Annotated in this window: 21 protein-coding genes and 1 other RNA gene; 10 read left to right on the top strand and 12 right to left on the bottom strand. The window is 59.3% G+C overall.

The window, feature by feature from the left end; all coding sequences use genetic code 11:
• Window positions 1-182: 182 nt before the first annotated feature.
• Window positions 183-419, top strand: coding sequence for a DUF2164 domain-containing protein (locus ACUTJJ_RS13480; protein ID WP_445542499.1), 237 nt, complete (start codon window positions 183-185; stop codon window positions 417-419).
• A gap of 104 nt (window positions 420-523) precedes the next feature.
• Here ACUTJJ_RS13480 and pncA read toward each other — a convergent pair whose 3' ends face one another.
• The gene (gene pncA, locus ACUTJJ_RS13475; protein WP_445542490.1) at window positions 524-1150 is read right to left on the bottom strand and encodes a bifunctional nicotinamidase/pyrazinamidase; all 627 of its coding nucleotides are present in this window, start codon (window positions 1148-1150) and stop codon (window positions 524-526) included.
• A gap of 455 nt (window positions 1151-1605) precedes the next feature.
• Between pncA and ACUTJJ_RS13470 the strand changes: the two genes are divergently transcribed.
• Window positions 1606-2886: a tlde1 domain-containing protein gene (locus ACUTJJ_RS13470; protein WP_445542489.1), complete on the top strand. Its 1281-nt coding sequence runs from the start codon at window positions 1606-1608 to the stop codon at window positions 2884-2886.
• A gap of 13 nt (window positions 2887-2899) precedes the next feature.
• Here the strand turns inward: ACUTJJ_RS13470 and ACUTJJ_RS13465 are convergent, their stop codons facing one another.
• From ACUTJJ_RS13465 to ACUTJJ_RS13450, 4 genes are all read right to left on the bottom strand, one after another.
• Window positions 2900-3322, bottom strand: a complete 423-nt coding sequence (locus tag ACUTJJ_RS13465; RefSeq protein ID WP_445542488.1) for a DMT family transporter — start codon at window positions 3320-3322, stop codon at window positions 2900-2902.
• Window positions 3319-3801: a DMT family transporter gene (locus ACUTJJ_RS13460; protein WP_445542487.1), complete on the bottom strand. Its 483-nt coding sequence runs from the start codon at window positions 3799-3801 to the stop codon at window positions 3319-3321. Before ACUTJJ_RS13460 ends, ACUTJJ_RS13465 begins: the two co-directional genes overlap by 4 nt.
• Window positions 3802-3893: 92 nt before the next feature.
• Window positions 3894-4757 carry an alpha/beta fold hydrolase gene (locus ACUTJJ_RS13455; protein WP_445542486.1) on the bottom strand — a complete coding sequence of 288 codons (864 nt, stop codon included), beginning with the start codon at window positions 4755-4757 and terminating at the stop codon, window positions 3894-3896.
• The gene (locus ACUTJJ_RS13450) at window positions 4754-5653 is read right to left on the bottom strand and encodes a choline ABC transporter substrate-binding protein (RefSeq protein WP_445542498.1); all 900 of its coding nucleotides are present in this window, start codon (window positions 5651-5653) and stop codon (window positions 4754-4756) included. The genes ACUTJJ_RS13455 and ACUTJJ_RS13450 overlap by 4 nt, the downstream gene beginning before the upstream one ends.
• A 137-nt stretch (window positions 5654-5790) precedes the next feature.
• Here ACUTJJ_RS13450 and betI point away from each other — a divergent pair, with 137 nt between their 5' ends.
• Complete coding sequence (gene betI, locus ACUTJJ_RS13445; RefSeq protein WP_144577394.1) at window positions 5791-6384, top strand: choline-binding transcriptional repressor BetI; 594 nt, start codon at window positions 5791-5793, stop codon at window positions 6382-6384.
• Window positions 6385-6582: 198 nt separating this feature from the next.
• On the opposite strand, the gene ACUTJJ_RS13440 is transcribed toward betI, so the two are convergent.
• From ACUTJJ_RS13440 to ACUTJJ_RS13430, 3 genes are all read right to left on the bottom strand, one after another.
• Complete coding sequence (locus ACUTJJ_RS13440) at window positions 6583-7395, bottom strand: glycosyltransferase family 25 protein (RefSeq protein WP_445542497.1); 813 nt, start codon at window positions 7393-7395, stop codon at window positions 6583-6585.
• Between the two features lie 103 nt (window positions 7396-7498).
• Window positions 7499-9973, bottom strand: a complete 2475-nt coding sequence (locus tag ACUTJJ_RS13435; RefSeq protein ID WP_209087593.1) for an ATP-dependent helicase — start codon at window positions 9971-9973, stop codon at window positions 7499-7501.
• A gap of 102 nt (window positions 9974-10075) precedes the next feature.
• Window positions 10076-10486 carry a carboxymuconolactone decarboxylase family protein gene (locus ACUTJJ_RS13430; protein ID WP_445542485.1) on the bottom strand — a complete coding sequence of 137 codons (411 nt, stop codon included), beginning with the start codon at window positions 10484-10486 and terminating at the stop codon, window positions 10076-10078.
• Window positions 10487-10711: 225 nt separating this feature from the next.
• Between ACUTJJ_RS13430 and ACUTJJ_RS13425 the strand changes: the two genes are divergently transcribed.
• The 4 genes from ACUTJJ_RS13425 to ACUTJJ_RS13410 all read left to right on the top strand — a co-directional run bounded on the left by ACUTJJ_RS13425 (window position 10712) and on the right by ACUTJJ_RS13410 (window position 20368).
• Entirely contained in the window at window positions 10712-11863 is a 1152-nt protein-coding gene (locus tag ACUTJJ_RS13425; RefSeq protein ID WP_445542484.1) for an efflux RND transporter periplasmic adaptor subunit, read from the top strand.
• A complete protein-coding gene (locus ACUTJJ_RS13420) occupies window positions 11860-15006 on the top strand; it encodes an efflux RND transporter permease subunit (RefSeq protein WP_063950541.1) in 3147 nt (1048 codons plus the stop codon). Before ACUTJJ_RS13425 ends, ACUTJJ_RS13420 begins: the two co-directional genes overlap by 4 nt.
• A gap of 129 nt (window positions 15007-15135) precedes the next feature.
• Window positions 15136-16548, top strand: coding sequence for an FAD-binding oxidoreductase (locus ACUTJJ_RS13415; protein ID WP_445542483.1), 1413 nt, complete (start codon window positions 15136-15138; stop codon window positions 16546-16548).
• 91 nt (window positions 16549-16639) lie between these two features.
• A complete protein-coding gene (locus tag ACUTJJ_RS13410; protein ID WP_445542482.1) occupies window positions 16640-20368 on the top strand; it encodes an AsmA family protein in 3729 nt (1242 codons plus the stop codon).
• 450 nt (window positions 20369-20818) lie between these two features.
• On the opposite strand, the gene ACUTJJ_RS13405 is transcribed toward ACUTJJ_RS13410, so the two are convergent.
• From ACUTJJ_RS13405 to ssrA, 4 genes are all read right to left on the bottom strand, one after another.
• Window positions 20819-21028 carry a ribbon-helix-helix domain-containing protein gene (locus ACUTJJ_RS13405; protein ID WP_063950538.1) on the bottom strand — a complete coding sequence of 70 codons (210 nt, stop codon included), beginning with the start codon at window positions 21026-21028 and terminating at the stop codon, window positions 20819-20821.
• 113 nt (window positions 21029-21141) lie between these two features.
• Window positions 21142-21345 carry a DUF4169 family protein gene (locus ACUTJJ_RS13400; protein WP_063950537.1) on the bottom strand — a complete coding sequence of 68 codons (204 nt, stop codon included), beginning with the start codon at window positions 21343-21345 and terminating at the stop codon, window positions 21142-21144.
• Window positions 21346-21387: 42 nt separating this feature from the next.
• On the bottom strand, window positions 21388-21900 hold the full coding sequence (locus tag ACUTJJ_RS13395) for an SspB family protein (RefSeq protein WP_063950536.1): 513 nt from the start codon (window positions 21898-21900) through the stop codon (window positions 21388-21390).
• Window positions 21901-22129: 229 nt separating this feature from the next.
• Window positions 22130-22503, bottom strand: a transfer-messenger RNA (tmRNA) gene (gene ssrA, locus ACUTJJ_RS13390).
• A gap of 140 nt (window positions 22504-22643) precedes the next feature.
• Here ssrA and ACUTJJ_RS13385 point away from each other — a divergent pair.
• From ACUTJJ_RS13385 to ACUTJJ_RS13375, 3 genes are all read left to right on the top strand, one after another.
• Window positions 22644-22952 (top strand): DUF2853 family protein, encoded by a 309-nt coding sequence (locus ACUTJJ_RS13385; protein ID WP_063950535.1) that lies wholly within the window; start codon window positions 22644-22646, stop codon window positions 22950-22952.
• Between the two features lie 93 nt (window positions 22953-23045).
• Complete coding sequence (locus ACUTJJ_RS13380; protein ID WP_445542481.1) at window positions 23046-23840, top strand: thymidylate synthase; 795 nt, start codon at window positions 23046-23048, stop codon at window positions 23838-23840.
• Entirely contained in the window at window positions 23837-24364 is a 528-nt protein-coding gene (locus ACUTJJ_RS13375; RefSeq protein WP_063950533.1) for a dihydrofolate reductase, read from the top strand. Before ACUTJJ_RS13380 ends, ACUTJJ_RS13375 begins: the two co-directional genes overlap by 4 nt.
• The last annotated feature ends 170 nt before the right edge of the window (window positions 24365-24534 follow it).

The following is a 24534-nucleotide window of genomic DNA, read 5'->3' as shown; positions in this document are numbered from 1 at the left end:
GTTTGGAAACTCCTTGCCGCCGCTCTATCGCCGTCCTGTCCGACTGGCAAACGAATTGCGTGAATGGATCGATTGATTAACTTGAAGCTTCCGTTACGGTAACGCTTGCTGTGGAGGGCAATATCCACCGGCTTCGCGCCGGGTCTTCACGCGGATCCCAGATGACAGACAGTGGAAAATCGATGCTGGAAAAGCAGGAAAAGGCCGATCTGGCCGCTCGTATCAGGGCTTATCTTGCCCGTGAGGCCGAAGCCGAACTCGGGCTCCTGCAGGCGGAAATCTTCGTCGATTTTCTGGCCGAAGAAATCGGATATGTTTTCTACAATCAGGGGCTTCGCGATGCCCAGACGGCGATCTTGAGACGGCTTGATGACGCGGCCGGAGATATCGACGTGCTCGAGAAGGCCAAGCCTCGCTGATCTAGAGCATTTCCTGTGACCATGGAATCACCGAAAATGCTTTAGCCTTTTGTTATTGCCGCATTGTCCGACGCCGAAGCGTTTTCACTTCGGATAGAAATGCTTTAGTCGTCCAGAATGTCGCCGCTTTTCAGAATCGTCGCACCTTTTTCCCGCATCGTCGTAATCGCGGCCTTGATACCCTGCGGATCGATGCCGCGGCTGGCGTCCTCGATAAAACGGACCTTGACGCCGGGCAGCATCTCCAGCGCATCGAGTACGGAAAAACTGACGCAGTAATCGGTTGCAAGGCCGCAGATGTCGAGTTGTGTCACGCCCTGGCGCGTCAGATTGTCGGAAAGGCCGGTTGTGGCCACCTGATCGTTGTCGCGGAAAGCGGAGTAGCTGTCGATTGCGGGGTTCTCGCCCTTCTGCTGGATGTAATCGAAGGCTTCCGTTTTCAGGTCGGCATGAAATTCGGCGTCGGGCGTGCCTTGCACGCAATGGTCCGGCCACATCATCTGCGGCTTGCCGGAGAGCTCTCCCATATCGAACGGTTTCTTGCCGGGATGCTGCGAGGCGAAGCTGCCGTGATTTTCCGGGTGCCAGTCCTGCGAGGCGACGATGAGATCATAGCCGCCATTGTCGATCAGCGCATTGGCAATGGGCACGACCTTGTCTCCATCGGCAACCGCCAGATTGCCGCCCGGGCAGAACCCGTTTTGTATGTCGATGAGCAGCAGCGCCTTCATGATGGCCTCCCGTTTTTTTAAAGGATGCCAAGCCGGCTTTGGCGGATCAAGTCATTTTCGACCTGTCGTGCAGAGGACATTGAACGCACGGTGGCTTGCCATGTCGCAGTCCTGCCGCATTTGCAGCAAATTTCCGGCCAAGTCGGAATTTACCTGACGATGTGGCGACGGAAATTTTCCAGGCCGATGACAGCCCTTACAAGGGCATTTCCCGGGACGATGCAGTGCGGATGCACGCTGTACCCGCGCAAGTCATTGTTTTGCCTTCGCCTTACGATGCGCAGACCTTAACGAAATATTTTTGCAGGGACTCGTAAACACTTTGGTTACCATAATTCGGCATGCTTCGAACCAGTCAGTTCCGAAAGCGGCGTGGTGTCCACCGGCTCTTCGGATGTCCCAAAGTCCCTCCGGCATCGACCGGATGTGCGTGAACGGTTCGAGTAACGAGTATCATGGCGTTTTCTGCTGCGGCCTATAATGATGCCGGCTTTGCCGGTTCGTCTTCCGCCAAGAGAGGCAAATCCTCTTCGCACGGGCGCATGTCCGCGCTCCTCGGCGGCGGCGTTTTTGCCGGACTGTTTGCCGTCGCGGCCTTTGCCTCGCTGCACAGCATGGCGGCTGCCTCGCATGGCGTGGGGCAATTTGAAAAGACGCTGGTCGCCAAACTCGATTCAGCCGAAACCGCGATCGCACACGCGACTGCACGCGATATTCACGTGCGCAAGTTTTCCCGGTTGAGCGATCATAACCACGTCCAGCAAAAAGCGGTTCGCCTTGCCGGCATCATGCCTGAAATTGGCGCGAAGGAATTCGGCGAGCGTTTTGGTGCGGCTGCCAATGCCAAGGGGCAGGTGACGGTAAAGGAACTTGCCGCCCTGAAGCCATCGGCAATCGTTGATTCCGCTTTGGGCCGCACCTCGGACGTGGCCTATCAGAGCACCGTCCCCCAGCATCCCGCATTTGAAGTGGCGCTGGCGCGACCGCAGATCGAGGAAGAAGCAAGCAGTCTGCTTCCGGACGATGTGCCGCTGCCGAGTTTCCGGCCTGAAGTTGCGAGCGCCGAGGCCGTTGAGCCGTCGCCGCGTCCCGCCACGCCATCCAAGGCTGATGTTCCGGCCGTCGCTTCCGCTCCTGCTTTCGATGCGCCGGTTCCGCTGCGCGCGCCCGCGCCGCCAAAGCAGAGCACGGGCGCCATGCTCGCCTTTGCAAAGCCTGATAATCCGATGCGCGAGCCAAGCAAGATGGATGCCGTTCCGTGGCCGGACCGCGGGAATGGCACCGCCATCTACGATATCTCCTCCGGTGTCGTGCACATGCCGAATGGCGAAAAGCTGGAAGCCCATTCTGGCATCGGCAAGATGCGTGACAATCCCGACTATGTGCATGTGAAGATGCGCGGCTCGACGCCGCCTTCCAGCTATCGACTGACGATGCGCGAAGCGCGCTTCCACGGTGTCGAAGCCATTCGCCTGACGCCGGAAAACGGTGTCAATCCGCACGGCCGCGACGGTCTTCTTGCCCATACCTATATGCTCGCGAAACGCGGTGAATCGAACGGCTGCGTGGTGTTCCGCGACTATTCGCGCTTCCTAGCTGCCTTCAAGCGCGGCGAAGTCAAGCGCATGGTGGTTGTGCCGAAGCTGAACGGTAACCGTCCGACACTGGCAAGCAGCGGCGGCAAGAGCGGCGGAAAGACCCTGTTCGGCATGTTCTCGCGTGGCAAGGATTCCTGATCGGGTTTTGGTTTCAGCGACGCCGTTGCGTCAGCACCATGCCGGCAAGGATAAGCAGGATTCCCAGTGTAGAGGCCCAGATTTTCGGCGGGTGCTCGCTGAAAAAATCGAGAACCACGCCTGACACCATTTGCCCGCTGATGACGAGAAGGGCAGTATTGACCGCACCGATGCGGGGGATGAGCCAGCTTCCTGAAGCGATGAAAACGACACCGATCGGGCCGCCAATATAGGCAAGCCAGGGCGCGTCCGCCGCGCCCGGCGGAATGAGACCGCCGACGGCAAGCCCGATAACGGTCAGGACGCCGAAACCCACAATGTGGTTCCAGAAGGAGGCGATCAGCGGCGAATTGGAGAGGCTGAGGCGGCCGTTGATCTGGCGGCTGAGCGCGACGAAGACGCCGCCGGCAAAGGCCATTGCGATCCAGACAATCATGCGGCTCTCCCGACAAGGATGATTAGGGCGCTGCCGCAGAGGATGAGCGCCACGGCGGCCAGGTCCCGCAGGTCCGGCCTCCTTTTCGGCAGGCCGAAAAGGCCGAAAAGATCGGCGAGCAGACTGAATATCACCTGTCCTCCAAGGCCAAGCGCAATGGTGCCTGATAGCGCCAGCGGCGAATTGACGGTCGTGGAGGTGAGAATGACGATGGCCGCGCCGACCACCCCGCCGCAATAGGCCCATAGCGGCGCTTTCGGTTTTTCCGGAGCTGTCCTGTCTTTCTTTGGTCGCATGACGGCGAGATAGATCAGTGCTGCCACCGTCCCGGTGCCGTGTGCGGTCCAGGACGAAAACAGGGCGCTGCCGTAGTGGGCGAGCTGGCCGTTAAAATGGACCATCAATGTCAGAAGACAGCCGCTGGCAAAGGCAGCGGCGAGGTGCAGCGGATTGAGGCGTGGATGGGGCGTGTCTGTCATGGCGGCCGAATTTTGATTGCGCTGTGAAGCGTTATCCTATCGGTGCCGGAAGCGAAATCGAATTCTCGGGTTACAGGGGTCCGTTAAAGCGATCAGCGATCTCCAATGGACGTCTGGGTGCTGATGCGCGCGCCGGCTTGCATCATTACTTCCGCGAAGAACTCTGTGACCAAAGTCGACACGCAGCGTGGATCTTCCCAGTGTGGATTGTGTCCTTGCCCCGGCAGCGTCACCGACTGCGCCGTGGGAAAGGCCTCGGCAAGTTGCTGTCTGTGAGATTCGTCAAAGAGCGGGTCTTCCGAGCCGGAAATGCAGAGCACGGGACTATCTATCTTGGAAGCACTGTGGCGCAGGTTCGTTTCTGCGAAGGCTTTCACGACGCCATGCCAGATTTCCGCCGGCATGTTAGCCGCGTCATGCTTCATTCTGCCGAGAAAATCCTCGTTGACTGGATGGTTGCAGAAATACCAGTCGCGCAGGAAGCCGCCCGTCGGCTTGATCGGGTCGCGCAAGGCGAGGATATCCTGGGTGAGCGTGCTTTCAGAGCCAAAATCCGGCTCCAGCGTGCCGGAAATCAGCCCCATCGCACGGACGGAGCAGGAACGGCGGGCCGCCAGCTCAATTGCTGTCATCGCTCCGAGGGAGTGGCCCAGCAGAAACAGCCGAGAGATGCCCATAAGGGTCAGGAAACGGTCGATGGTTTCCGCGAAGTCGGCGACGTGAAAACCATGTCCGATGGAGGATGACCCATGTCCGGGCAAATCCGGAACAATCAGCCGGTACTCTTGCAAGTAGGGCTCCAGCATCGAAAAGCTGCGGCTGGTGTCGGAAAAGCCGTGCAACATCAGCAGCACGGGCCCGGGGCCTTCTGTATCGATGAACGCCATTTGCCGTTTGCGCGGCAGGTCGATATAGCGCTTGCGATCTTCCCAGTGATCCAAAGACAACGCCGTCATAGCCCAAGCTCCGCCTTTACCGCTGAGAACCCGTTCTGCCCATCGGCGGTGGAGACGTCTTTCAGCCATTTCTCAAGCCGCTGCGGCTCCGCTTTAATGGCTTGCAGCGCCGCGTCTTCCGGCGACAGGCCGCCGTTCATGATCAGGTCCATGCCCTTGTTTTCGAAATCGACGTCGAATTCGAGGTTTTGCAGCAGTGCCACGACATTCGGACATTGCTGCCCATAACCCTCGCGGACTTGCGTATCGACGGTGGCAGCACCGAAGTTGGGTCCATAAAACTTGTCGCCGCCAGTGAGATATTTGATGTCGAACTTGCTGTTCATCGGGTGGGGCGCCCATCCCTGGAAAACGATGAACGTCTTGTTGCGGCTGAAGCGCGCGACTTGGGAAAGCATGCCCTGTTCGCTGGATTCGACGACCTCCCAGTCCTTCAGGCCGAGCGACGGGTCATTGACGGCGTTCAGCATCAACTGGTTCGAGCCGGGCTCGATGCCATAGAGTTTCCTGTCGAACTTGTCGGCGAACTTCTGCAGGTCGGAAAAGTCCTTGACCCCGGCCTCCCACACATACGTCGGCACGGCAAAGGTATATTTGGCGCCCACAAGGTTGGTGCGGACTTTTTCGACCGAACCGTCTTCCTTGTAGGGCTTGTAATAATTGACCATCGCCGGATCCCAATAGCCGAGGAAGACGTCGAGGTCTTTGCTTTTAAGGCTGGTGTAGATGACGTCGATGCCGAGCAACTGGCTTTGCGGCTGGTAGTGTAGCGCCTTTAGCAGTGTCGAGGCGATGCCGGTGGTGAATGCAAGGTCGTTCCAGCCCGGTTCCGCCATGCGAACGACCCGACAGGTTTCGGGGTCGGCTGAGAAAGCCGCGCTTGCGCCAGATATCATCAATGCTGTCGCGGAAAGAACCGTCCTAAACCGTCCCATCAGTCAATCCTTTGCCTTATAGGTCATTAAATTGACCCGTGGGACAATAATTGATCTTTTCGGAAAATTTGTCAATGTGTCTCTGTAAGGAGACTGAAATGCGACTCACTAAAATAAGCGATATTCGCCGGGCTGAGCTAAGACGGGCAGCATTCGAAGTGTTGCAGAGAGAGGGAATGGCGGGGGCAACTCTAGAGCGGGTTGCGGCGCAGGCGGGCGCCTCCAAAGGCATCGTGCTGCATTATTTTGCAAGCAAGCAGGAGCTTTTCGAGCATGCTATGCGCGAAGCCAATGTGAAGCTGGCGGAGGTGGTCGTGGCACGGCTCAATCGCGCCACAAGCGCGCGGGAGAGATTGCAGGCAATTATCGATGCGAATTTCGACGAGAGCTTCTTTCAGCCGTCGATCTGCCATGCCTGGCTTTCGCTGTGCGCCGAGGTTCCCCGTGAGCCGCAGCTTGCGCGGATCCAAAAGGTGATCCATGCGCGCATGCGGTCGAATCTGCTCTCCGCATTGCGGCATCTCGTATCTGAGGAGGACGTCGAACCGATAGCACTGGGGATCACCACGCTGATCGACGGGTTATGGCTTCGGTCTGGCTTGCAGTCCGGCGGCCTTTCGCGACAGGAGGCGATGGCGCAGATGGATGATTACCTGTCACACCGACTGCCGAGCGCGGACGCCACCGCCTGACTGCACGCCCATCGGGCAAGATGGATCAAAGGCCATGGAACCAGGTCTGTCCCGCCGCATTATTCCGGCATGAAGAAAACGACTCGCAAGCCATTGAACAGGATGACGATTTTCGTCATCTCGATTTTCATTCTCGCAGCCGTCGTCGCGGCAGTTTATCTGATCGGCTTTACGCCTGGCGAAACGTGAGCCGGGCGTTCAGTGCCCGGCAGCCAGTGTTTTGCGCTTGTCCCGCTGTAACGCTACCGTTGCCTTCGCCACAAGCAATCGGAAACCGCGCAGCAGGAAACGGGTGGTTTCAAGGTAAGCGCGATAGGGCAAAACGGTGAAGTAACGCCAGCGGGGCAGGCGGTAGATGCGAAGATTGTTCTGTATCTGGCTCTCGCCATCGGCATCCTGCGTCGCGCAAAGCGGGTAGATGAAGGCGGACTTAAGGCCAGCGAGATATTCAAGGTCGAAGGCGATGTCGTAGGCGAGCCGCATAGGAATGAGATTGGCGATCCACTTTCCGGCCCGGCGGTTGACGAGATAGGCGCCCGATCCTTTTTCTCGTGTGAGGGCAATTGCCAGAGAACGGCCGTTGGACAGACGTCGAAACGCGAATTTCCGGCCATTGCTGACCGTAGTGAGCCGCAGAATGTCCCATTCCCGGCCGTTCAGCACGGCCTCATCAATGGCATCCAGAAAATCCCCGTCGAAGACCACGTCGTCTTCGAGGATCAGCGCTATGTCCGCGTCACCGTTCATAAACCGGTTGGCGCAGGCAACATGGCTCAAATAGCAGCCGATCTCGGGCGGAGAGGTGCGGCGGCCATGCATCAGCATGTAAGAGAGTTCACTGAACTCCGGAATGGGATAGTTCAGTTCCCTGCCGTTGACGCCGGGAACGCGTTCGGCCTCGAGGCCTAACGCATCGAGACGCGCATTCATGTCGGCAAGGCGCTTTGTGGCGCTGTCCATGTTGATCAGGAAAACCGCAAGCTTGCGCTGGCTCTTCGGTAATATATGCAAGGCAGTCCTCACCCGTTCTCCACATCCCAATGCAACTCCTTTATTGCAACGGCATGACCTGGGCTACGGAAAAAGAGGTCTGCGGGCACTCATAGTTGTCGAATCAAACCTTTTCCACAAATCCATCCAGCACGCGCTTCTGGCCGGCGCGGTCGAAGTCGATCGTGAGCTTGTTCCCCTCGATGGCGGCGATATTGCCGTTGCCAAACTTGATATGGAACACGCGGTCGCCCACGAAGAATTTTGACGGCGTGTCAGCGACGGATTTCGCCACCAGTTCCCCGTCGATGGTGCGGGTACGGGGGCCGCTTTCGCCGTAGCCGATGCGCTCCACCGCGTGGCCGGAGCGTGTGCCCCAGTTGTCGCGGGTGGCGTCGCTGCGGTTCTGCTGCGCACGTTTCCAGCCGGGGGTGGAATAGGTGTTGGCGAAGGGATCGGCCTTGTCGAAACGCGACTGGCCGTAGCCGCCGCGCCCGCCATATCCGCCGTAACTGCTGTCGGATGCTGCAACGTCCACATGGGCGGACGGCAGCTCGTCCAGGAACCGCGAGGGCAGGGTGGATTGCCACAGCCCGTGAATGCGGCGGTTCGAGACGAACCAGATATGGCAGAGTTTCTTGGCACGGGTGATGCCGACATAGGCAAGACGACGTTCTTCCTCAAGACCGGAGCGTCCGCCTTCGTCCAGCGCCCGCTGGTGCGGAAACAGGCCTTCTTCCCAGCCGGGCAGGAAGACGGTGTCGAATTCCAGACCCTTGGCGGAATGGAGCGTCATGATGGAGACGGCATCGAGGTTTTCGTTCTGCTCGGCATCCATGACGAGTGCGACATGCTCGAGGAAACCGCGCATGCTTTCAAAGGCTTCCATCGAGCGGATGAGTTCCTTGAGGTTTTCGAGCCGTCCTGGCGCTTCGGCCGTCTTGTCGGCCTGCCACATGGCGGTATAGCCGCTTTCGTCGAGGATCTGCTCGGCAAGCGTGGTGTGTTCGGTGTTTTCGAGGAGACCCTGCCAGCGGCGGAAATCCTGCACCACATCGAACAGCGCCTTGCGCGCCTTCGGTTTCAGCTCGTCGGTCTCGATGATGTCGGCGGCCGCGGCCAGCATCGGAATGTCACGCGCGCGCGCATAGTCGTGCAGATTGCGGATCGTCGTATCGCCCAGACCGCGTTTCGGTGTGTTGACGATCCGCTCGAAGGCGAGATCGTCGGCCGGCTGGCAGACGAGGCGGAAATAGGCCATGGCATCGCGGATTTCGAGGCGCTCATAAAAGCGCGGACCGCCGATGACGCGGTAATTGAGGCCGAGCGTGACGAACCGGTCTTCGAATTCGCGCATCTGGAAGGAGGCGCGGACAAGGATCGCCATGTCGTTCAGCATGTTACCTTTGCGCTGAAGCTGCTCGATCTCTTCGCCGACGGCGCGGGCTTCCTCCTCGGAATCCCAGGCCGCATGCACCACGACCTTTTCATCGTCAGGGCTGCTGCGTTCGGTAAACAGCGTCTTGCCGAGACGGCCCTCATTATGGGCGATGAGATGGCCGGCCGCACCGAGAATATGCTCGGTTGAACGATAATTGCGTTCGAGCTTGATGACCTTGGCGCCGGGGAAATCCTTGTCGAAACGCAGGATGTTGTCCACTTCCGCGCCGCGCCAGCCATAGATCGACTGGTCGTCGTCACCCACACAGCAGACGTTTTGCGGCTCGCCCTTGGCGCGCTGGGCCAAGAGCCGCAGCCACATATATTGCGCCGTGTTGGTGTCCTGATATTCGTCCACCAGAATGTATCGGAACTTCTGGTGATACTCCTTCAGAATGTCGGTGTTCCGGCGGAAGATGCTGATCGGGTGCAGCAGCAGGTCGCCGAAGTCGCAGGCGTTCAGCGTTTTCAGCCGGTTCTGATAGGCGGTGTACAGTTCGCGGCCTTTGCCGTTTGCGAAGGCGCGGCTATCTCCTTCAGGAATATCCGGCGGCGTCAGGCCCTTGTTCTTCCAGCCGTCGATCATGCCGGCGAACTGTTTGGCCGGCCAGCGCTTATCATCGAGACCTTCGGCCTGGATGAGCTGCTTGATCAGCCGCACCACGTCATCCGTATCGAGAATGGTGAAATCCGACTTCAGGCCGACGAGTTCGGCGTGACGACGCAGAAGCTTGACGCCGATGGAGTGGAACGTGCCGAGCCAGGGCATGCCCTCGACCGCGCCGCCGACGAGAACGCCGATGCGTTCCTTCATCTCGCGTGCGGCCTTGTTGGTGAAGGTCACGGCGAGGATCTGGCTCGGATAGGCACGGCCGGTCGCGAGAATATGGGCGATGCGGGTTGTCAGAACACGGGTCTTGCCGGTGCCGGCGCCCGCGAGGACGAGAACCGGGCCGTCAAGCGTTTCAACCGCTTCGCGCTGTTCCGGGTTGAGGCCGGAAAGATAATCTGGCGCGGCACGCGTCTGATCACGGGCGGCCATGGCGCGGGCGGCAATTCCAAGCCCGCCGCCGTTTTCCGACGGGGCATTGTTCGTCGCCCTGCGCGGTGCCACGGGTTCCTCATCGAAGAACGGCATATCGTCAAAACTGTTGCTCATGCGGCCCAATGTAGTGATTCGGGATGTAAAGGCCAGAACCGCGTTCTGCTTTTATTCCGGTATCACCGCTCAAAACGCCTATTCCAAGGCATTATTTCGGGTTCATGCACTCTGGTCAGCATCAAAAGCGGCATCGACGGGCACTTGCAGGGCTACCGCAAGCTGGTTGGTCTTGCCGGCAAGCGCGATCACCCGCATCAGATCGGCATGCTGTTCGTTTGTCATTCCCTTGGCTTTTGCGGCCGCGGTGTGGGAGTGGGCACAGTAGGAGCAGCCATTGGTGACGGATACTGCAATGTAAAGCATTTCCTTCACGATCGGGTCGAGCGCCGAAGGTGTCGCCATCACCGCCTTGACCTCGGCCCATGTCTTTTCCAGGAGATCGGGGTCAAAGGCGAGATACAGCCACATATTGTTGATGAAATCCGATTTGCGGGTGGTCCGGATATCATCGAAGACCGCTTTCACACGCGGATCGGCTTCTGGATTTTGTGTTTTCATGACAGTGCTCATGGCTTCCTCCGGCTCGTTTCCTCCCGGACAGATTACCGGGCTTCAGAATATTTGCGATAATATTGGTCGCGGTCGCGCTTTCACCGAAAATCCATTACAAATTACAAATACGTAAGAAACGGATTTGTGCGTTGCCTCGTTTCTGGCAAGCATGAATACTGCGGACGTCCCGAAGTCTATGATTCAAGGGGCGATTTATGCTGTGATGATCAACCGGAGAACTATATGCGGGTCTGGAAACAGGTGGGTGTCAGTCTGGCCGTCGTTGGGGCAGGGCTCTGTCTCTGGGGCTTTTATTCGCCCGAGGCCCGTAATGTGCTCGCCAGCGTCGGACTTGCAAAATCCGCGCCCGGCGCCGTTGAGGTTGCGGCGGCAGGGCCATCGGCTGGCCAGAACGGCAACGGTGCGCGCCGCAATTCCAACGCCACGCTCGTGGTGACGGCCCCGGTGAAGCGAGGCGTCGTCAACGATCGTCTGAACGCGATCGGCAATGGCGAGGCGATCCAGTCGGTTGTGGTCATGCCGCAGGTCTCTGGCACGCTTGCGGAAATCCGCACCTCATCGGGACAGCGTGTGGTGAAGGGCCAGGTATTGGCGCGTCTGGATGACGACGAACAATTGATCGAACGGGACAAGGCCCAGGTCGCGCTGCGCAGTGCCGTCGAAAAATCCAATTCCTACAAGAACCTGAAATCCGTCGCCCGCCTCGACGTGCTTGATGCGCAGATCGCGGAGGAAGCTGCAAAGCTTGCGCTCAGCACCGCGGAGCTCAATTTGAAGCGGCGCGATATCGTGGCGCCGATCAATGGCGTTGCTGGCATCGTTGCCGCCAATATCGGTGATAACGTCACGACACAGTCCACCATCGTCAGCATCGATGACCGGTCCGAAATTCTCGTCAATTTCTGGGCGCCGGAGCGTTTTGCGACGGCGATCAAGATCGGTATGCCGGTTGAGGCAACGTCCATTTCGCGGCCCGGCGAAACCTTCACCGGCGAGGTCGAGGCGGTCGACAACCGCGTGGATGAGGCGAGCCGGACCATTCGTATCCGTGCGAAGTTCGGCAATGAGAAGGACGAGCTGAGGGCTGGCATGTCCTTCGGCGTTACGATGCGATTTGCCGGCGAGACCTATGCCTCCGTCGATCCGCTGGCAGTGCAGTGGGACGCGGAAGGCTCCTATGTCTGGCGTGTCGTAGACAACAAGTCGAGCAAGGTGCGGGTGCAGATCGTGCAGCGCAACCCGGACGCGGTACTGGTGAAAGCCCAGCTGGCGGAAGGCGAGCCTGTTGTCATTGAAGGATTGCAGCGCGTCAGGGAAGGCGGCGCTGTCCGCATCGGTAATGCGCCGAAGGCTGAGGAGGTTGCCAGCCAATGACGCAGTCGCCCTCCGGTCAGGACTCCAAGCTTGCCTTTACCGCGCTTTTCGTGCGCCGGCCCATCCTTGCGGCTGTCCTTAACACGCTTCTGGTTGTCGCCGGGCTTGCAGCCCTTGTGGGTGTTGAGGTGCGCGAACTGCCGGATGTCGACAGGCCGACGATCAGCGTCAGGACGACCTATGAGGGGGCGGCGCCTGAGACCATCGACCAGGAAGTGACGCAGACGATTGAAGGGGCGGTTGCCCGCGTCAGTGGCGTCAAATCCATCTCGTCCAATTCGCAGTTCGGCACCAGCCGCGTCACGATGGAATTTGGGGACAACGTCGATATGGCCGTCGCGGCCAATGATGTGCGCGATGCCATCGGCCGTGTGACCAACCAGTTGCCTGACGATGCCGACGAGCCGCAGATCATCAAGGCGGATTCAGACAGCCAGCCCATCATGCGTCTTGCGGTCACCTCATCCACGCTCAGCATGGAAGACCTGACCAAACTGGTGGATGACGAAATTATCGACCGTCTAGCCGCTGTCGATGGTGTCGCCGATGTGGAGCTTTATGGCGATCAGGAAAAGGTTTTCCGCGTCGATCTCAATCAGGCGGCGCTTGCCAGCCGTGGTCTGACCGTCACGGATGTTTCCAATGCGCTCGCCAGCGCCGCTCTCGATGTGCCTGCGGGATCGCTGAAAAGCGCGACGCAGGATATCGTCGTGCGCGCCACGGCGAGCCTGACGAAACCCGAGGACTTCTCCAATCTCCTCATCAAGGACAATATCCGCCTTCGCGACGTCGCGACCGTCATGCTTGGCGCGGATGACGAATCGACGTCGCTGCGCTCCAATGGCGTACAGGGCGTCGGTCTTGGCGTCATTCGCCAGGCGCAGTCCAACACGCTCAACATTTCCACCGGCGTGAAGGCTGCGGTCGAAACGATGTCGGCCAATCTGCCCGAGGGAACGCGCATCGTGGTGACCAGCGACGATGCGGTGTTCATCGAGGGTGCGCTGCATGAGGTGGAGATCGCGCTCGGGCTTTCGGCGGTCATCGTCGTTGTGGTACTCTATCTCTTTCTGCGCGATTGGCGCGCGACGCTCATTCCGGCGATCACCATGCCGGTTGCGCTGATCGGCACGATCATCGCCATCTATATGGTCGGCTTTTCGGTCAATATTCTGACGTTGCTTGCCATCGTGCTTGCGACCGGCCTCGTCGTTGACGATGCGATCGTAGTGCTGGAAAACATCGTACGCCGCCGGGCGGAAGGCATGGGACCGCGCGCGGCTGCCGTTCTCGGCACGCAGGAGGTCTTTTTTGCCGTCATAGCGACGACCGCGACGCTAGCCGCCGTCTTCATCCCGCTCTCCTTCCTGCCGGGCCAGCTTGGCGGCCTGTTCCGCGAGTTCGGTTTCGTGCTGGCCTTTGCGGTGGGCCTGTCCTCCATCGTGGCTTTGACTCTCTGCCCGATGCTCGCCTCGCGCATGCTGAAGGAGGGGCTGAAGGAGCCGACCGGGCCGCTTGCGTGGTTTGGCAATGTTTTCGCTGCGACGTATAAATCGACGCTGTCCGCCTGCCTCAATAACCCGCTGATCGTCATCGTCGTTGCCGTGATCTTTTCCGGGCTGTCATGGATCGCCTTTGGCATGATCCAGAACGAACTGACGCCGCGCGAGGACCGCGCCTCTATCATGATGCGGGTCACCGCGCCGCAGGGCGTGAGCCTCGAATATACGCGCGACCAGCTGCAACGTATCGAGGAAAACCTGCAGCCGCTGCGCGACAGCGGGGAAATCCGCAACATCTACTCCATCACCGGCATGAACGGCTCGTCCAATACTGGCTTCATGGTACTGACGCTCGCTCCCTGGGCGGATCGCGAGCGCACGCAGAACCAGATCGCCGCTGACGTCACATCCGCCGCCAACAAGGTTCCGGCCTTGCGCGGCAATGCCATGCAGCCGAACAGCCTTCGCATCCGCGGCGCCGGCAATGGCTTGCAGATGGCAATGGTCGGCAGCAATTACGCGGCGCTGACGGAGGCGACGCAGAAGCTGTTGCTTTCGATGGAAGAGAGCGGTCTGTTCGACACGCCGCGCTTCGACAACGAGCCCAATCAGGCGCAGCTCTCCGTGTCCATCGACCGCGAGCGCGCCTCTGATCTTGGCATCGACATCACCGGCCTGTCGCGCGCGATGCAATCTCTATTGGAAGGTCGCTCGATCGTTGACGTCTTCGTGGATGGCGATGCCATCCCGGTCAGGCTCTTGTCTTCCACCCGACCGATCAACGATCCCACCGATCTTGAAAACGTGTTCCTAAAAACGGGTGACGGCAAGATCGTGCCAATGTCGGTCATCGCCTCGCTCAAGGAGAATGCGGTGGCGCCGCAGCTTAATCGCGAACAGCAACTCCCCTCTGTTGGCTTTACCGCTAACCTGAAGGACGGCGTTTCGCTCGGTCAGGCCCTGCAAAAAGTCAACGAACTGGCGCAATCCGTGATGCCGCCCGGCGCGCGTCTGCTGCCGCTTGGCGAGGCGGCCACGCTGGAGGAAAATTCGAGCGGCATGCTGCTGACCTTCGGTTTTGCGATCGCCATCATCTTCCTGGTGCTTGCTGCGCAGTTTGAAAGCGTGCTGAGTTCGATCATCATCATGTCGACGGTGCCGCTCGGCCTTGCCTGCGCCGTCATCGCGCTGCTCGTCACCGGCTCCAGCCTCAACGTCTACAGCCAGATCGGCCTCGTGCTGCTCGTCGGGGTGATGGCGAAGAACGGTATCCTTATCGTCGAATTCGCCAACCATCTGCGCGATCAGGGAGCAACCGTGCGCGAGGCTATCGAAAAGGCCACCAGCATCCGTCTGCGCCCGGTCATGATGACGATGATCGCCACCATTCTCGGCGGCGTGCCGCTCGTGCTTGCCCAAGGGGCCGGCGCGGAAGCACGTATCGCACTTGGCTGGGTCATCGTCGGCGGTCTGGGTTTTGCGACGCTGGTGACGCTTTATATCACGCCGGTTTCCTATCTCCTGATCGCCCGTTTCGCCAAACCGCAGGCGGATGAGGAAATTCGTCTGCATCGCGAGCTGGAACTTGCCGCCCGCCGCAAGGCGCTGGAGGAGGACAAGCCGTTGCTTGCCGCGGAATAGGATCGACGCCAAACCACAAGCAGTGCAATCGCGATGCTGGACAAAGCGCTGACCTTATCCCATACCACCTGACGAAATTTCGTAACGGTTCGAATCCGTTACGGGCGGATGTTGCGGCGGAGACGGACGATGGCGCTGAAGGATGTGGTGGCGGGTAAACGGAACGAAGAAGGTATCGCGTCTGCGCTCGCGGTGCTGAAGCAGCAGCTGGGCGAGAAAGTCCAGACCGGCCAGGCGTTTCGCGAGCAGCACGGCCACACCACCACCTATTTGACCCTGCAGGCGCCAGACGGCGTCGTCTTTGCCGAGAGCGCCGATGATGTGAAGGCTGTGGTGAAGGCCTGCGCGCACTATAAGGTTCCCGTCATTCCCTTCGGGACCGGGTCTTCGCTGGAAGGGCAGGTGAATGCGCCGAACGGCGGAATCTGCATCGATTTCAGCCGGATGAATCGTATCATTGAGGTGAATGCCGAAGATCTTGACGTGACGGTGGAGCCGGGCGTGACGCGCGAGGACCTCAATGTCTATCTGCGCGATACAGGCCTTTTCTTCCCGATCGATCCGGGCGCGAATGCCTCGATCGGCGGCATGGCTTCGACACGCGCTTCCGGCACCAATGCCGTGCGTTATGGCACGATGAAAGACAATGTGCTCGCGGTCACCGCCGTCGTAGCCAATGGCGAGGAAATCCGCACGGCGCGCCGCGCCCGCAAGTCTTCTGCGGGCTACGATCTGACACGGCTCTTTGTCGGCGCTGAAGGCACACTTGGCGTGATAACGTCCGTGACGCTGCGGTTACAGGGTATCCCGGAAAAGATCGTGGGCGGTGTCTGCACCTTCGACAGTATCAAGGCTGCCTGCGACGCCGTCATCATGACGATCCAGATGGGCGTTCCGGTCGCCCGCATTGAATTGCTTGATGAGGTGCAGGTGCGCGCCTGCAACGCCTATTCCGGCCTGAACTATGCGGAGAAGCCGACGCTCTTCGTGGAGTTCCACGGCACGGAAGAGACGGCGGCGCTGCAATCGCAGCAGTTCGCCGAGATCGCAGCGGAATGCGGCAGCGTCGACTTTCGCTGGACGGGCGATGCTGCCGAGCGCGCCAAGCTCTGGAAGGCGCGTCACGATGCCTATTGGGCGTCGCGCGCGCTTGCGCCGCATCTTGATGGTCTCTCCACCGACGTTTGCGTGCCGATCTCGCGGCTGGCCGATTGCGTGGTGGAAACGCAGCGGGATATTGCCGAGAACGGCTTTCTCGCGCCGATCGTCGGCCATGCGGGTGACGGGAACTTCCACGTGCTTATTCTGTTCGATGGCAAGGATGCCGAAAGCGTCGCGAAGACGGAAGCCTTTGTCGCCCGCCTCAACCGCCGCGCCATTGCCATGGACGGCACGTGCACCGGCGAACACGGCATCGGCCAGGGCAAGATGAGTTTTCTCGCCGAAGAGGCCGGCAATGCACTGGATGTGATGCGCGCCATCAAAACGTCGCTCGATCCCGACAATATCTTCAATCCGGGTAAATTGTTCCGGCTTGTCTGATCATTCTCACATTTGATTGGTACAAAAGGCTGCTTGCCGTTAAGGCAGAAAAGAATAGGTTTGCAGCGTTCGCGAAGGGAGATGCAGGTCAGTGCTCGGACGTATTCTGGTTTTTCTGGGCGGACTGCTGGCCTTGGTGCTGTTTTCGGCGCTGCTCATTCCCTATTTTGTCGACTGGACCGATTTCCGTCGTGATTTTGAAGACCAGGCAAGTCGTATCCTTGGCAAGAAAGTCGTCGTACACGGCCGCGTCGAGGCCCGTATCCTGCCTTTCCCGTCGGTAACGCTGCATGATGTGCGCGCCGGAACGGATGCGGATGGATCGCCGCTCATTCAGGTCGCGCGGTTCTCCATGGATGCCGAGCTTGCGCCTTTTCTTTCTGGCGAAGCGCGCATCTTCGACATGCGCATCGAAGAACCCAAGGCCAAGATCAGACTGCTGAAAGACGGTACGCTGGACTGGATGCGGGGTAGCCGTGCCGAAATCCCGGCGCGCACCGTGGTTCTCGAAAGCGTACAGATCGAAGGCGGGCAGATCGAATTCATCGATGAGCAGTCTGGCCGAAACCGTATCGTGACGGGCCTCAACGCCGATATGTCGGCAAATTCTCTCGCCGGCCCCTGGAAAGCCGAGGGGCGCGCGGCTGTTGACGGGCACCCCGGTTCCTTCTCCCTCTCCAGCAGCGAGCCGGATTATGCCAATGGCCGCATGGGTCTCAGGCTACGCCTTGTGCCGGATGAACATCCTGTCGAGGTCGATCTCGATGGTGCGATCGCCGCAACGGCGGGAAAGCCGGCCTATAGCGGATCCTTTGCCTTTACCTTCCGCGAAGATCAGAAACAGAAGCAACAGCAAGCCGGACAATCGATCTTTTCCTCACCGCGCACCCGTGGAAGCTTCGAGCTGACCAATGAGAGCGTGCGAATTTCGAGCTACCGCATGGAGCTTGGAGGCAGCGAAAATCCTTACGTCGTGACGGGGGAGGCAACGCTTGATACCGGCGCCAAGCCGGAATTCCTGCTGACGGCCGACGGCCAGCAGATCGACGTCGCGCGCTTTGCGCCGCCTGTCGTGCAGACGGGCAAGACGTCGCGCCAGCCGACCGTATCCGTCCGTCAGCGCATCGAGGCATTTGCCGCGATGGTGGCGCGCATTCCGGTGCCGCCTGTGCCGGGCAAGGCAAGCATCAGCCTTCCAGCGCTGGTGTCCGATGACACGACAATCCGCGACATCCGGCTGGATGTTCGCCCGGATGGCAGCGGCTGGCAGGTGGTGAATGCCGTGGCGACGCTGCCGGGCAGGACGCAGCTGGAAGCGAAGGGATCGCTGACGCTGCTGGGCGGTCCGGCTTTCAACGGCAATATGCTGCTCGCCTCCAACCAGCCCTCGGGGCTGGCGAACTGGCTTTCCGGTTCAGTCGATCCGGCAATCCGCCAGCTCAACGCCGCCGGTTTCTCTGCCGATGTCTCGCTGACGACGCTCAACCAGCGTTTCGATAATCTGGAACTTGCCATCGGAGACGCATCGCTGAAGGGCGCTCTGGAGCGACGCTCGGACGGCAAGGAGTCCAATCTCTCCATCGATCTCTCGGGCAACGAAATCGATCTCGACGCGCTGAGGGCGCTCGGCAGTCTGGCGCTTGGCGATCAGGTCGGCGGTTCGGTCCTCGATCATCGCATTACCGCGAAATTCAAGGCCGACCGCTTCAATATGGCCGGCGTGACCGCCAACAAGGTCGAGACTACCTTTAATATCGCAGGAGGTGTGCTCTCGCTTGAAAACATGACGGCCGGCGATATCGCCGGTGCGGAAGTGAAGGCTAGGGGAGAGTTGCAGGGTTCGCTGCTCAAATATGCGGGAAAGGGCACGGTAAACCTGCATGCGGCGGATATGCAGCCATTGTTCGCCATGCTGCAGCAGAAGTTGCCTGACCATCCGTTCCTCAGCCGCCTGGCGGCGAGCGCGCCCTGGTATGCGAATTCGGACCTTGCCGTTGACGTTTCGGTCAACAGTGAAAATGGCGGCGCGAATGTCGCCGTTTCCGGCACCGTCAATGGCAGCCGGCTTTCAGCCGTTGCCAAGATGCCGGATTTCCTGTCGATAACAGACGATACGGCCATGTCGCTGGAAGCCGTCCTGAAGAACCAGTCGACCGCGATCCTGTTTGGTCAGGCCGGTCTCAATCCGTTGCCTTTCGATGCGGATGGGGAGGGGCTCCTGTCCCTCAAACTCAATGGCACGCTCGGCTCGCCTACCCAGACAGAATTGCGCTTCTCTACCGAACGCACACATTTTTCGATGAACGGTTCCTTCTCCGTGGCCGCCGGCAATTTCGGTGAAGGCAGCGCGGATGTCGCGCTCGAAAGTGCTGATATCGAGCCCTATCTCATCATGAACGCCGTTGGCCTGCCGCAGCTCGGCGGTGGTCTGGCAGTGAAGTCCAATGCGAAAGTCACCGTTGACGGGCAGAAGATTGCTTTGTCGTCCATCGGCGGCCAGGTGGGCGGAAATCCATTCTCGGGAAATCTGGCTTTCCAACGCGCCGCGCCCTATCCCGTCGACGGTGACCTTTCCGTAAGGACGGTCGATCTCGCCTGGCTGGGAGACGCGATGTATGGCCCGGTGATCGATCCGGAGACCGGCGCGCTCAACGCCAAGCCGCTCGCCATGGCCGCGTTCCCGCAGCTCAAGGCGTCGCTGGCCCTGAAAGCGGAGAGCTTCGAGGCCGGTCCATTGGGCACCGTAACGGGTCTTTCGACGAGGGTCACGCATGATGCCGGCTCACTCTCACTCGATGATGTCAGCGGCATCTTTATGGGCGGCAAGCTCACGGGTCGCTTGGCCATGTCGACCGGCGAGGGGGCAGGAATTTTCCGCACCAAGATTGCGGTGACCGATGCAAACCCGGAGCCCATCCTGTGGGCCAATGCCAACGGCCCGCTTGCGACGGGCAAGGTCGCTATCGACCTGACGGCGGAATCGACGGGTAAAAGTGTTGCTGAAATGCTCAAGGCAGCGGGTGGCTCTGGTGAAATCCGGGCGGGCGGGCTTGTCGTCAAGGGTCTCAACCCCGGCGCTCTTGCCCCGATCCTGCAGGCAGCGGACGGCTTGCAGCAGCCGATCGACGCGCCGAAGGTGCGTCCGCTGGTGGATCAGACCCTGTGGCAGGGCGAAATCGGGCTTGGCGATGTGGCGTTGCCATTCTCGTTGAACGGGGGCGCGCTTCATTTCCAGAACCTGCGCGCCGGCATCGATCCCGTCACGCTGACGGCCGATGCGAGCGTCGATCTGGCGGCTTCCACTGTGAACGGTGACCTCGATCTCCTGTTCAATCCCGGCACCGAAACGGTCGCAGGGGCCGAGCCTTCGGTGCGTCTCAACTATAACGGCCCGCTTGCCGCTCCGGCTTTGACGACGGATGTGTCCGCGCTCAGCAATTTCCTCTCGCTGCGAGCGTTCGAAAAGGAGCGTCGCCGGGTGGAGGCCATGCAGGCGAGCGTTCTTGAAAAGCAGCGGCTGCGCCGCGAAGTCGTACTCTACCGCTCGCAGGCGGCAGAACGGCAGGCCGCAAAAGAGCGGGCGGAGGCGGAAGCCAAGGCGCGGGCGGAAGAGGAAGCCCGCCAGAAGGCGGCAGCCGAAGAGCGCCTGCGCCAGGAAAAGGAACAGCAGGAGCGGCTGCTACAGCAACAGCAGCAACAGCAACAACAGCAGCAGCAACAGCCGGCACCGGAGCGACAATCCGCCCCGGCCCTCGTCGTACCACCGACAGAAGACGCGATACGGCAACTCGCACCGGGAGCACCGACTGCGACGCCATAATCCTTCCCAGGAAACTGTGGAGCGGCTTTTCGTCCAGATGATGCTCTCGAAGAGACAGCGCATCCGGCGCGGTTCCGTGTAAACCCAATGGGCCGCGCGCGTGCGGGCAGACTTCGAGCGATCACTCGCAGCCGCTGTTCGTCGTATAGGATAGAGAGGGTGGAGGCGACAGGCTCGTCACGATTGAACGATACGTCAAAGCGACCTGAAACCAGTCCTGATGGGCAAGGCTACGCAATACCAAATTGCCTTGCAGCGCAAATTAGCCTTCGAATGTTTAAGGAATGCTTTCACAGCTTTACGAGTTCTGTGGGGGAATTCTTATAGTGGTTGATGGGCCGACGTGCCGGGCTGGAATGCGTCCGGCAAATGCGAAAGCACTCGCGCATATCCCAATTCCTTGTTCACCGGGGATGCCGGGTCATCGCAGATGACGGATCCAGTTTGGACTCAGCGGGTTTTCAGCCAGTTCAGCACGTAAACCCTGAGCGACGACGACAAATTGCTGTCGGCGGCGCGATTGTCGTCGATTTCGGCAAGCAGGGCCGCAAAACTGATCTTGCGCTTTTCCGCGATGATTTTCAGCTCATCCCAGAAGGCATCTTCGAGTGAAATGCTGGTGCGATGGCCATGCAACGTCGCGGAGTGCTTGCGGATCATCAGATCAGGCTCCGGCGGGTCCGGTTGAGGGTCTGAATCATGTCTCGCCGGCAAGTCCCTGTTTTGCGATTCTTTTCCGTTGGCCCCAACATTCGCAGCACGCAGTTGGACGTTCAGTCTTGACCGCCGTTTTCATCGCTCTTGTCGAGCCGGCCCTGATCGAGTGCCTTTTCGGCTTTGGCATTCAGCGCTGACGTGAGATTTTTTTCCGCTTTGGTGCGGCCGAAGGACAGGCGGTTCTGCTCCGCCTGCTTTTCCTTTTCACTGCGGACCTTCTGTTTCCGAAACTGGCGCAGATTGACGATATCGGCCGCCATGGGGATATGCCTCCTCGAGTTTCGAAAGCTGGGGTAAAACCGTTATTGCTTCTTGCGGAAGGCGTCGAGCGAAACGACGGAGCCTTCCTTCTTTTCCTCGCCTGCCTTCGGCGTCTCGGAAGCGGCCGCCGGTTTCGCCTCATGGGAAACGGGATAGGCAGTGATTTCCGCCTCTTCCATTTCTTCCTCTTCAGCGAGCGGCACGTCGAATTCGAGTTCGAAATTCACCGACGGGTCGTAAAAACCTCTGATGGCATTGTAGGGGATGACCAGCTTTTCCGGCGTGTCGGAGAAGGAGAGGCCGATTTCGAAGCCGGTTTCGGTAACCTTCAGGTCCCAGAACTGGTGCTGGATGACGATGGTCATCTGCTCGGCGTATTTTGCCTTGAGGTGCTGGGAAATGCGCACGCCCGGGGCGCCGGTCAGGAAGGTGATGAAAAAGTGATGGTCGCCGGGCAGGCGGCCGGTTGCGGCCACTTCACCCAAAACCTTGCGAATAACGCCGCGAAGGGCATCCTGTGCGAGAATGTCGTAACGGATATGATCCTGCCCCATGCGGTCCTGTCTTTCCCTTATTCGAACGTCTTTTCATGCGCGGCGCGGACTGCGCGCCTAGGACGCTGCAACACTTTGAATCTTAGCGTAATCCCATGTCCGAACCATTTCTGATCCTCAAGGCTTATGCTTTGGACAAGTATACGCAATGTCCGGAACGGCAGCAACGGAAAAGCCGATGCCGTCTGCAAGTCAGCTATCATATAATCAATTCAGGCAAAATGGAGAAGGTGGAGGTTTCTGTTGCCAGGTACCTCCGAACCCCGCCTCACGGGGCTAACCGTGAGGACTTAGAGCGGAATTCCCGCACCGCCATTAGGCAGCGAGAGCGTATTCCTTAGCGTTGTTGTCGTTTGCAACTACACTTGTGACCCGATAACGGCGGTATCATGCCGAGCAAAAGTTCGATCTTTACGCCCTTGTCGATCCTATTTCGCCCCCATCAGAAGCCGGCCTTCCATAGGTAAAGGTCCGCCGGTTTTTGGTGGAGGCGCCGGGTACCGCCCCCGGGTCCAATAGGTTTATTACACCGACCGTTTATCGCCATAGCCGGGTTGCCCCGGCAAGGTTCATATAGGCGTTTCACCCGCGCGAGAAAAGGGGGGAGATGACAATTCGATGAAAAGGTTTTGTCCACTACCTGCGCAATTTAGACAATTCTTGACGACGAGGGATTGCTGTCTCATTCTCCATGCAACCGGTCATTTGAAGCAACCGGGCCGGGGGCACACGAAGGAGTGGACATGACTGACTATCTCGCAGATGTGAAAAAATACGATGCCGCAGCCGATGAAGCGATTGTCGGCAAGATCGTCAAACATCTCGGTATTGCCCTGCGTAACCGGGATTCCTCACTGGTGTCCGCCTCCGATCCAGAAGAACTTGCGCGCGTCAAGGCGAGCTGGTGCGTCAAGAAGCTTGGTGTGACCGATGACAGCGCTGACAAGGCCATTGCCGCTGCTGCCAAAGCCATGGCGGCGGATCGGTCCAAGTCGCGTGTGACTTTCTATTATCTGGTGGCCAAGGAACTCGACAAGCTGCAGTCGCTCTGATTTGATCCGGGGATAGCCCGTATTCGGTGATTGGTTCTGCCGCCCTGTGCTATTATATAGTCCCTCTGTATCAGGGAATCGGCGGCAGAACGTATGAAACAATATCTCGATCTTCTCCGGCATGTCATGGAAACCGGCTCCGACCGTGGAGACCGCACCGGCACGGGCACACGCTCTGTCTTCGGTTATCAGATGCGTTTCGATCTTTCGGAAGGTTTTCCGGTTCTCACCACCAAGAAACTGCATCTGCGCTCCATCATCCATGAGCTGCTGTGGTTCCTGAAGGGCGATACAAACATCGCCTATCTCAAGGAAAACGGCGTTTCCATCTGGGATGAATGGGCCGACGAAAACGGTGATCTCGGTCCGGTCTATGGCGCGCAATGGCGCTCCTGGCCCGCACCGGACGGACGCCATATCGACCAGATCGCCCTTCTGATCGAGGCTTTGAAAACAAATCCCAATTCCCGCCGCCACATTGTCTCGGCCTGGAACCCGGCGCTGGTGGACGAGATGGCGCTGCCGCCCTGCCACTGCCTGTTCCAGTTCTATGTTGCGGATGGAAAGCTCTCCTGCCAGCTTTACCAGCGCTCTGCCGATATCTTCCTCGGCGTGCCGTTCAACATCGCCTCCTATGCGCTTTTGACGCTGATGGTGGCGCAGGTGGTTGGCCTGAAACCTGGCGATTTCGTTCACACGCTCGGTGACGCGCACATCTATGCCAACCATTTCGAACAGGCGCGGCTGCAGATGACGCGCACGCCGAAAGCCTTGTCGACGATGCGGCTGAACCCCGACGTGAAGGACCTTTTCGCCTTTAAGTTCGAAGACTTTACCCTGGAGAACTACGAGGCCGATTCAAGCATTAAGGCACCGATCGCAGTATGAGCGAGCCGCGCGTCACCATCATTGTCGCAGTCTCAGAGAACGGCGTCATCGGCCGCGATCTCGACATGCCGTGGAAGTTGTCGACCGATCTCAAGCGCTTCAAGGCGATGACGATGGGCAAGCCGCTCATCATGGGCCGCAAGACGTTTCTGTCTGTCGGCGAACGTCCATTGCCGGGCCGGCCGCATATCATCGTCAGCCGCAATGCGGATTACCGGCCGGAAGGCGTCGACGTGGTCGGCTCGCTGGAAGAAGCCCTCGATTTGGCAAAAGCCAGAGCCGTTGAACGAGGCGTCGATGAAGTTTTCGTTGCCGGTGGCGGCGAGATTTACCGTCAGGCCATGCCCTTTGCCGATCAACTTTCCGTCACCCACGTGGCGGTAAAACTCGACGGCGACACTTTTTTTCCGGAAATCGACCCCGCCGTTTTCGAGAAAACTGACGAAATCCCCGCTCCTGCAGGGGAAAAGGACAGTTATCCGGTTCTGTTTACCACTTATGTGCGAAGGGCCGCGGCAAAGTGAACTATTTACCCTGATTGGGTATTTAGTTACCACCTCTGCGTTGAAACAAACGTTTCTCCTTCCTATAACGGGTCGATATTCCCGCCGCACGCGAGCAATCGCTTTCGAACGGAACCGGGAGAGGCTATTATAAAGAGGTATTGATGCCCTGGAGCAATCAGAATGGCGGC

The organism is Agrobacterium sp. DKPNP3, assembly GCF_052686535.1.
This window is presented reverse-complemented; position numbering and strand designations above follow the sequence as displayed.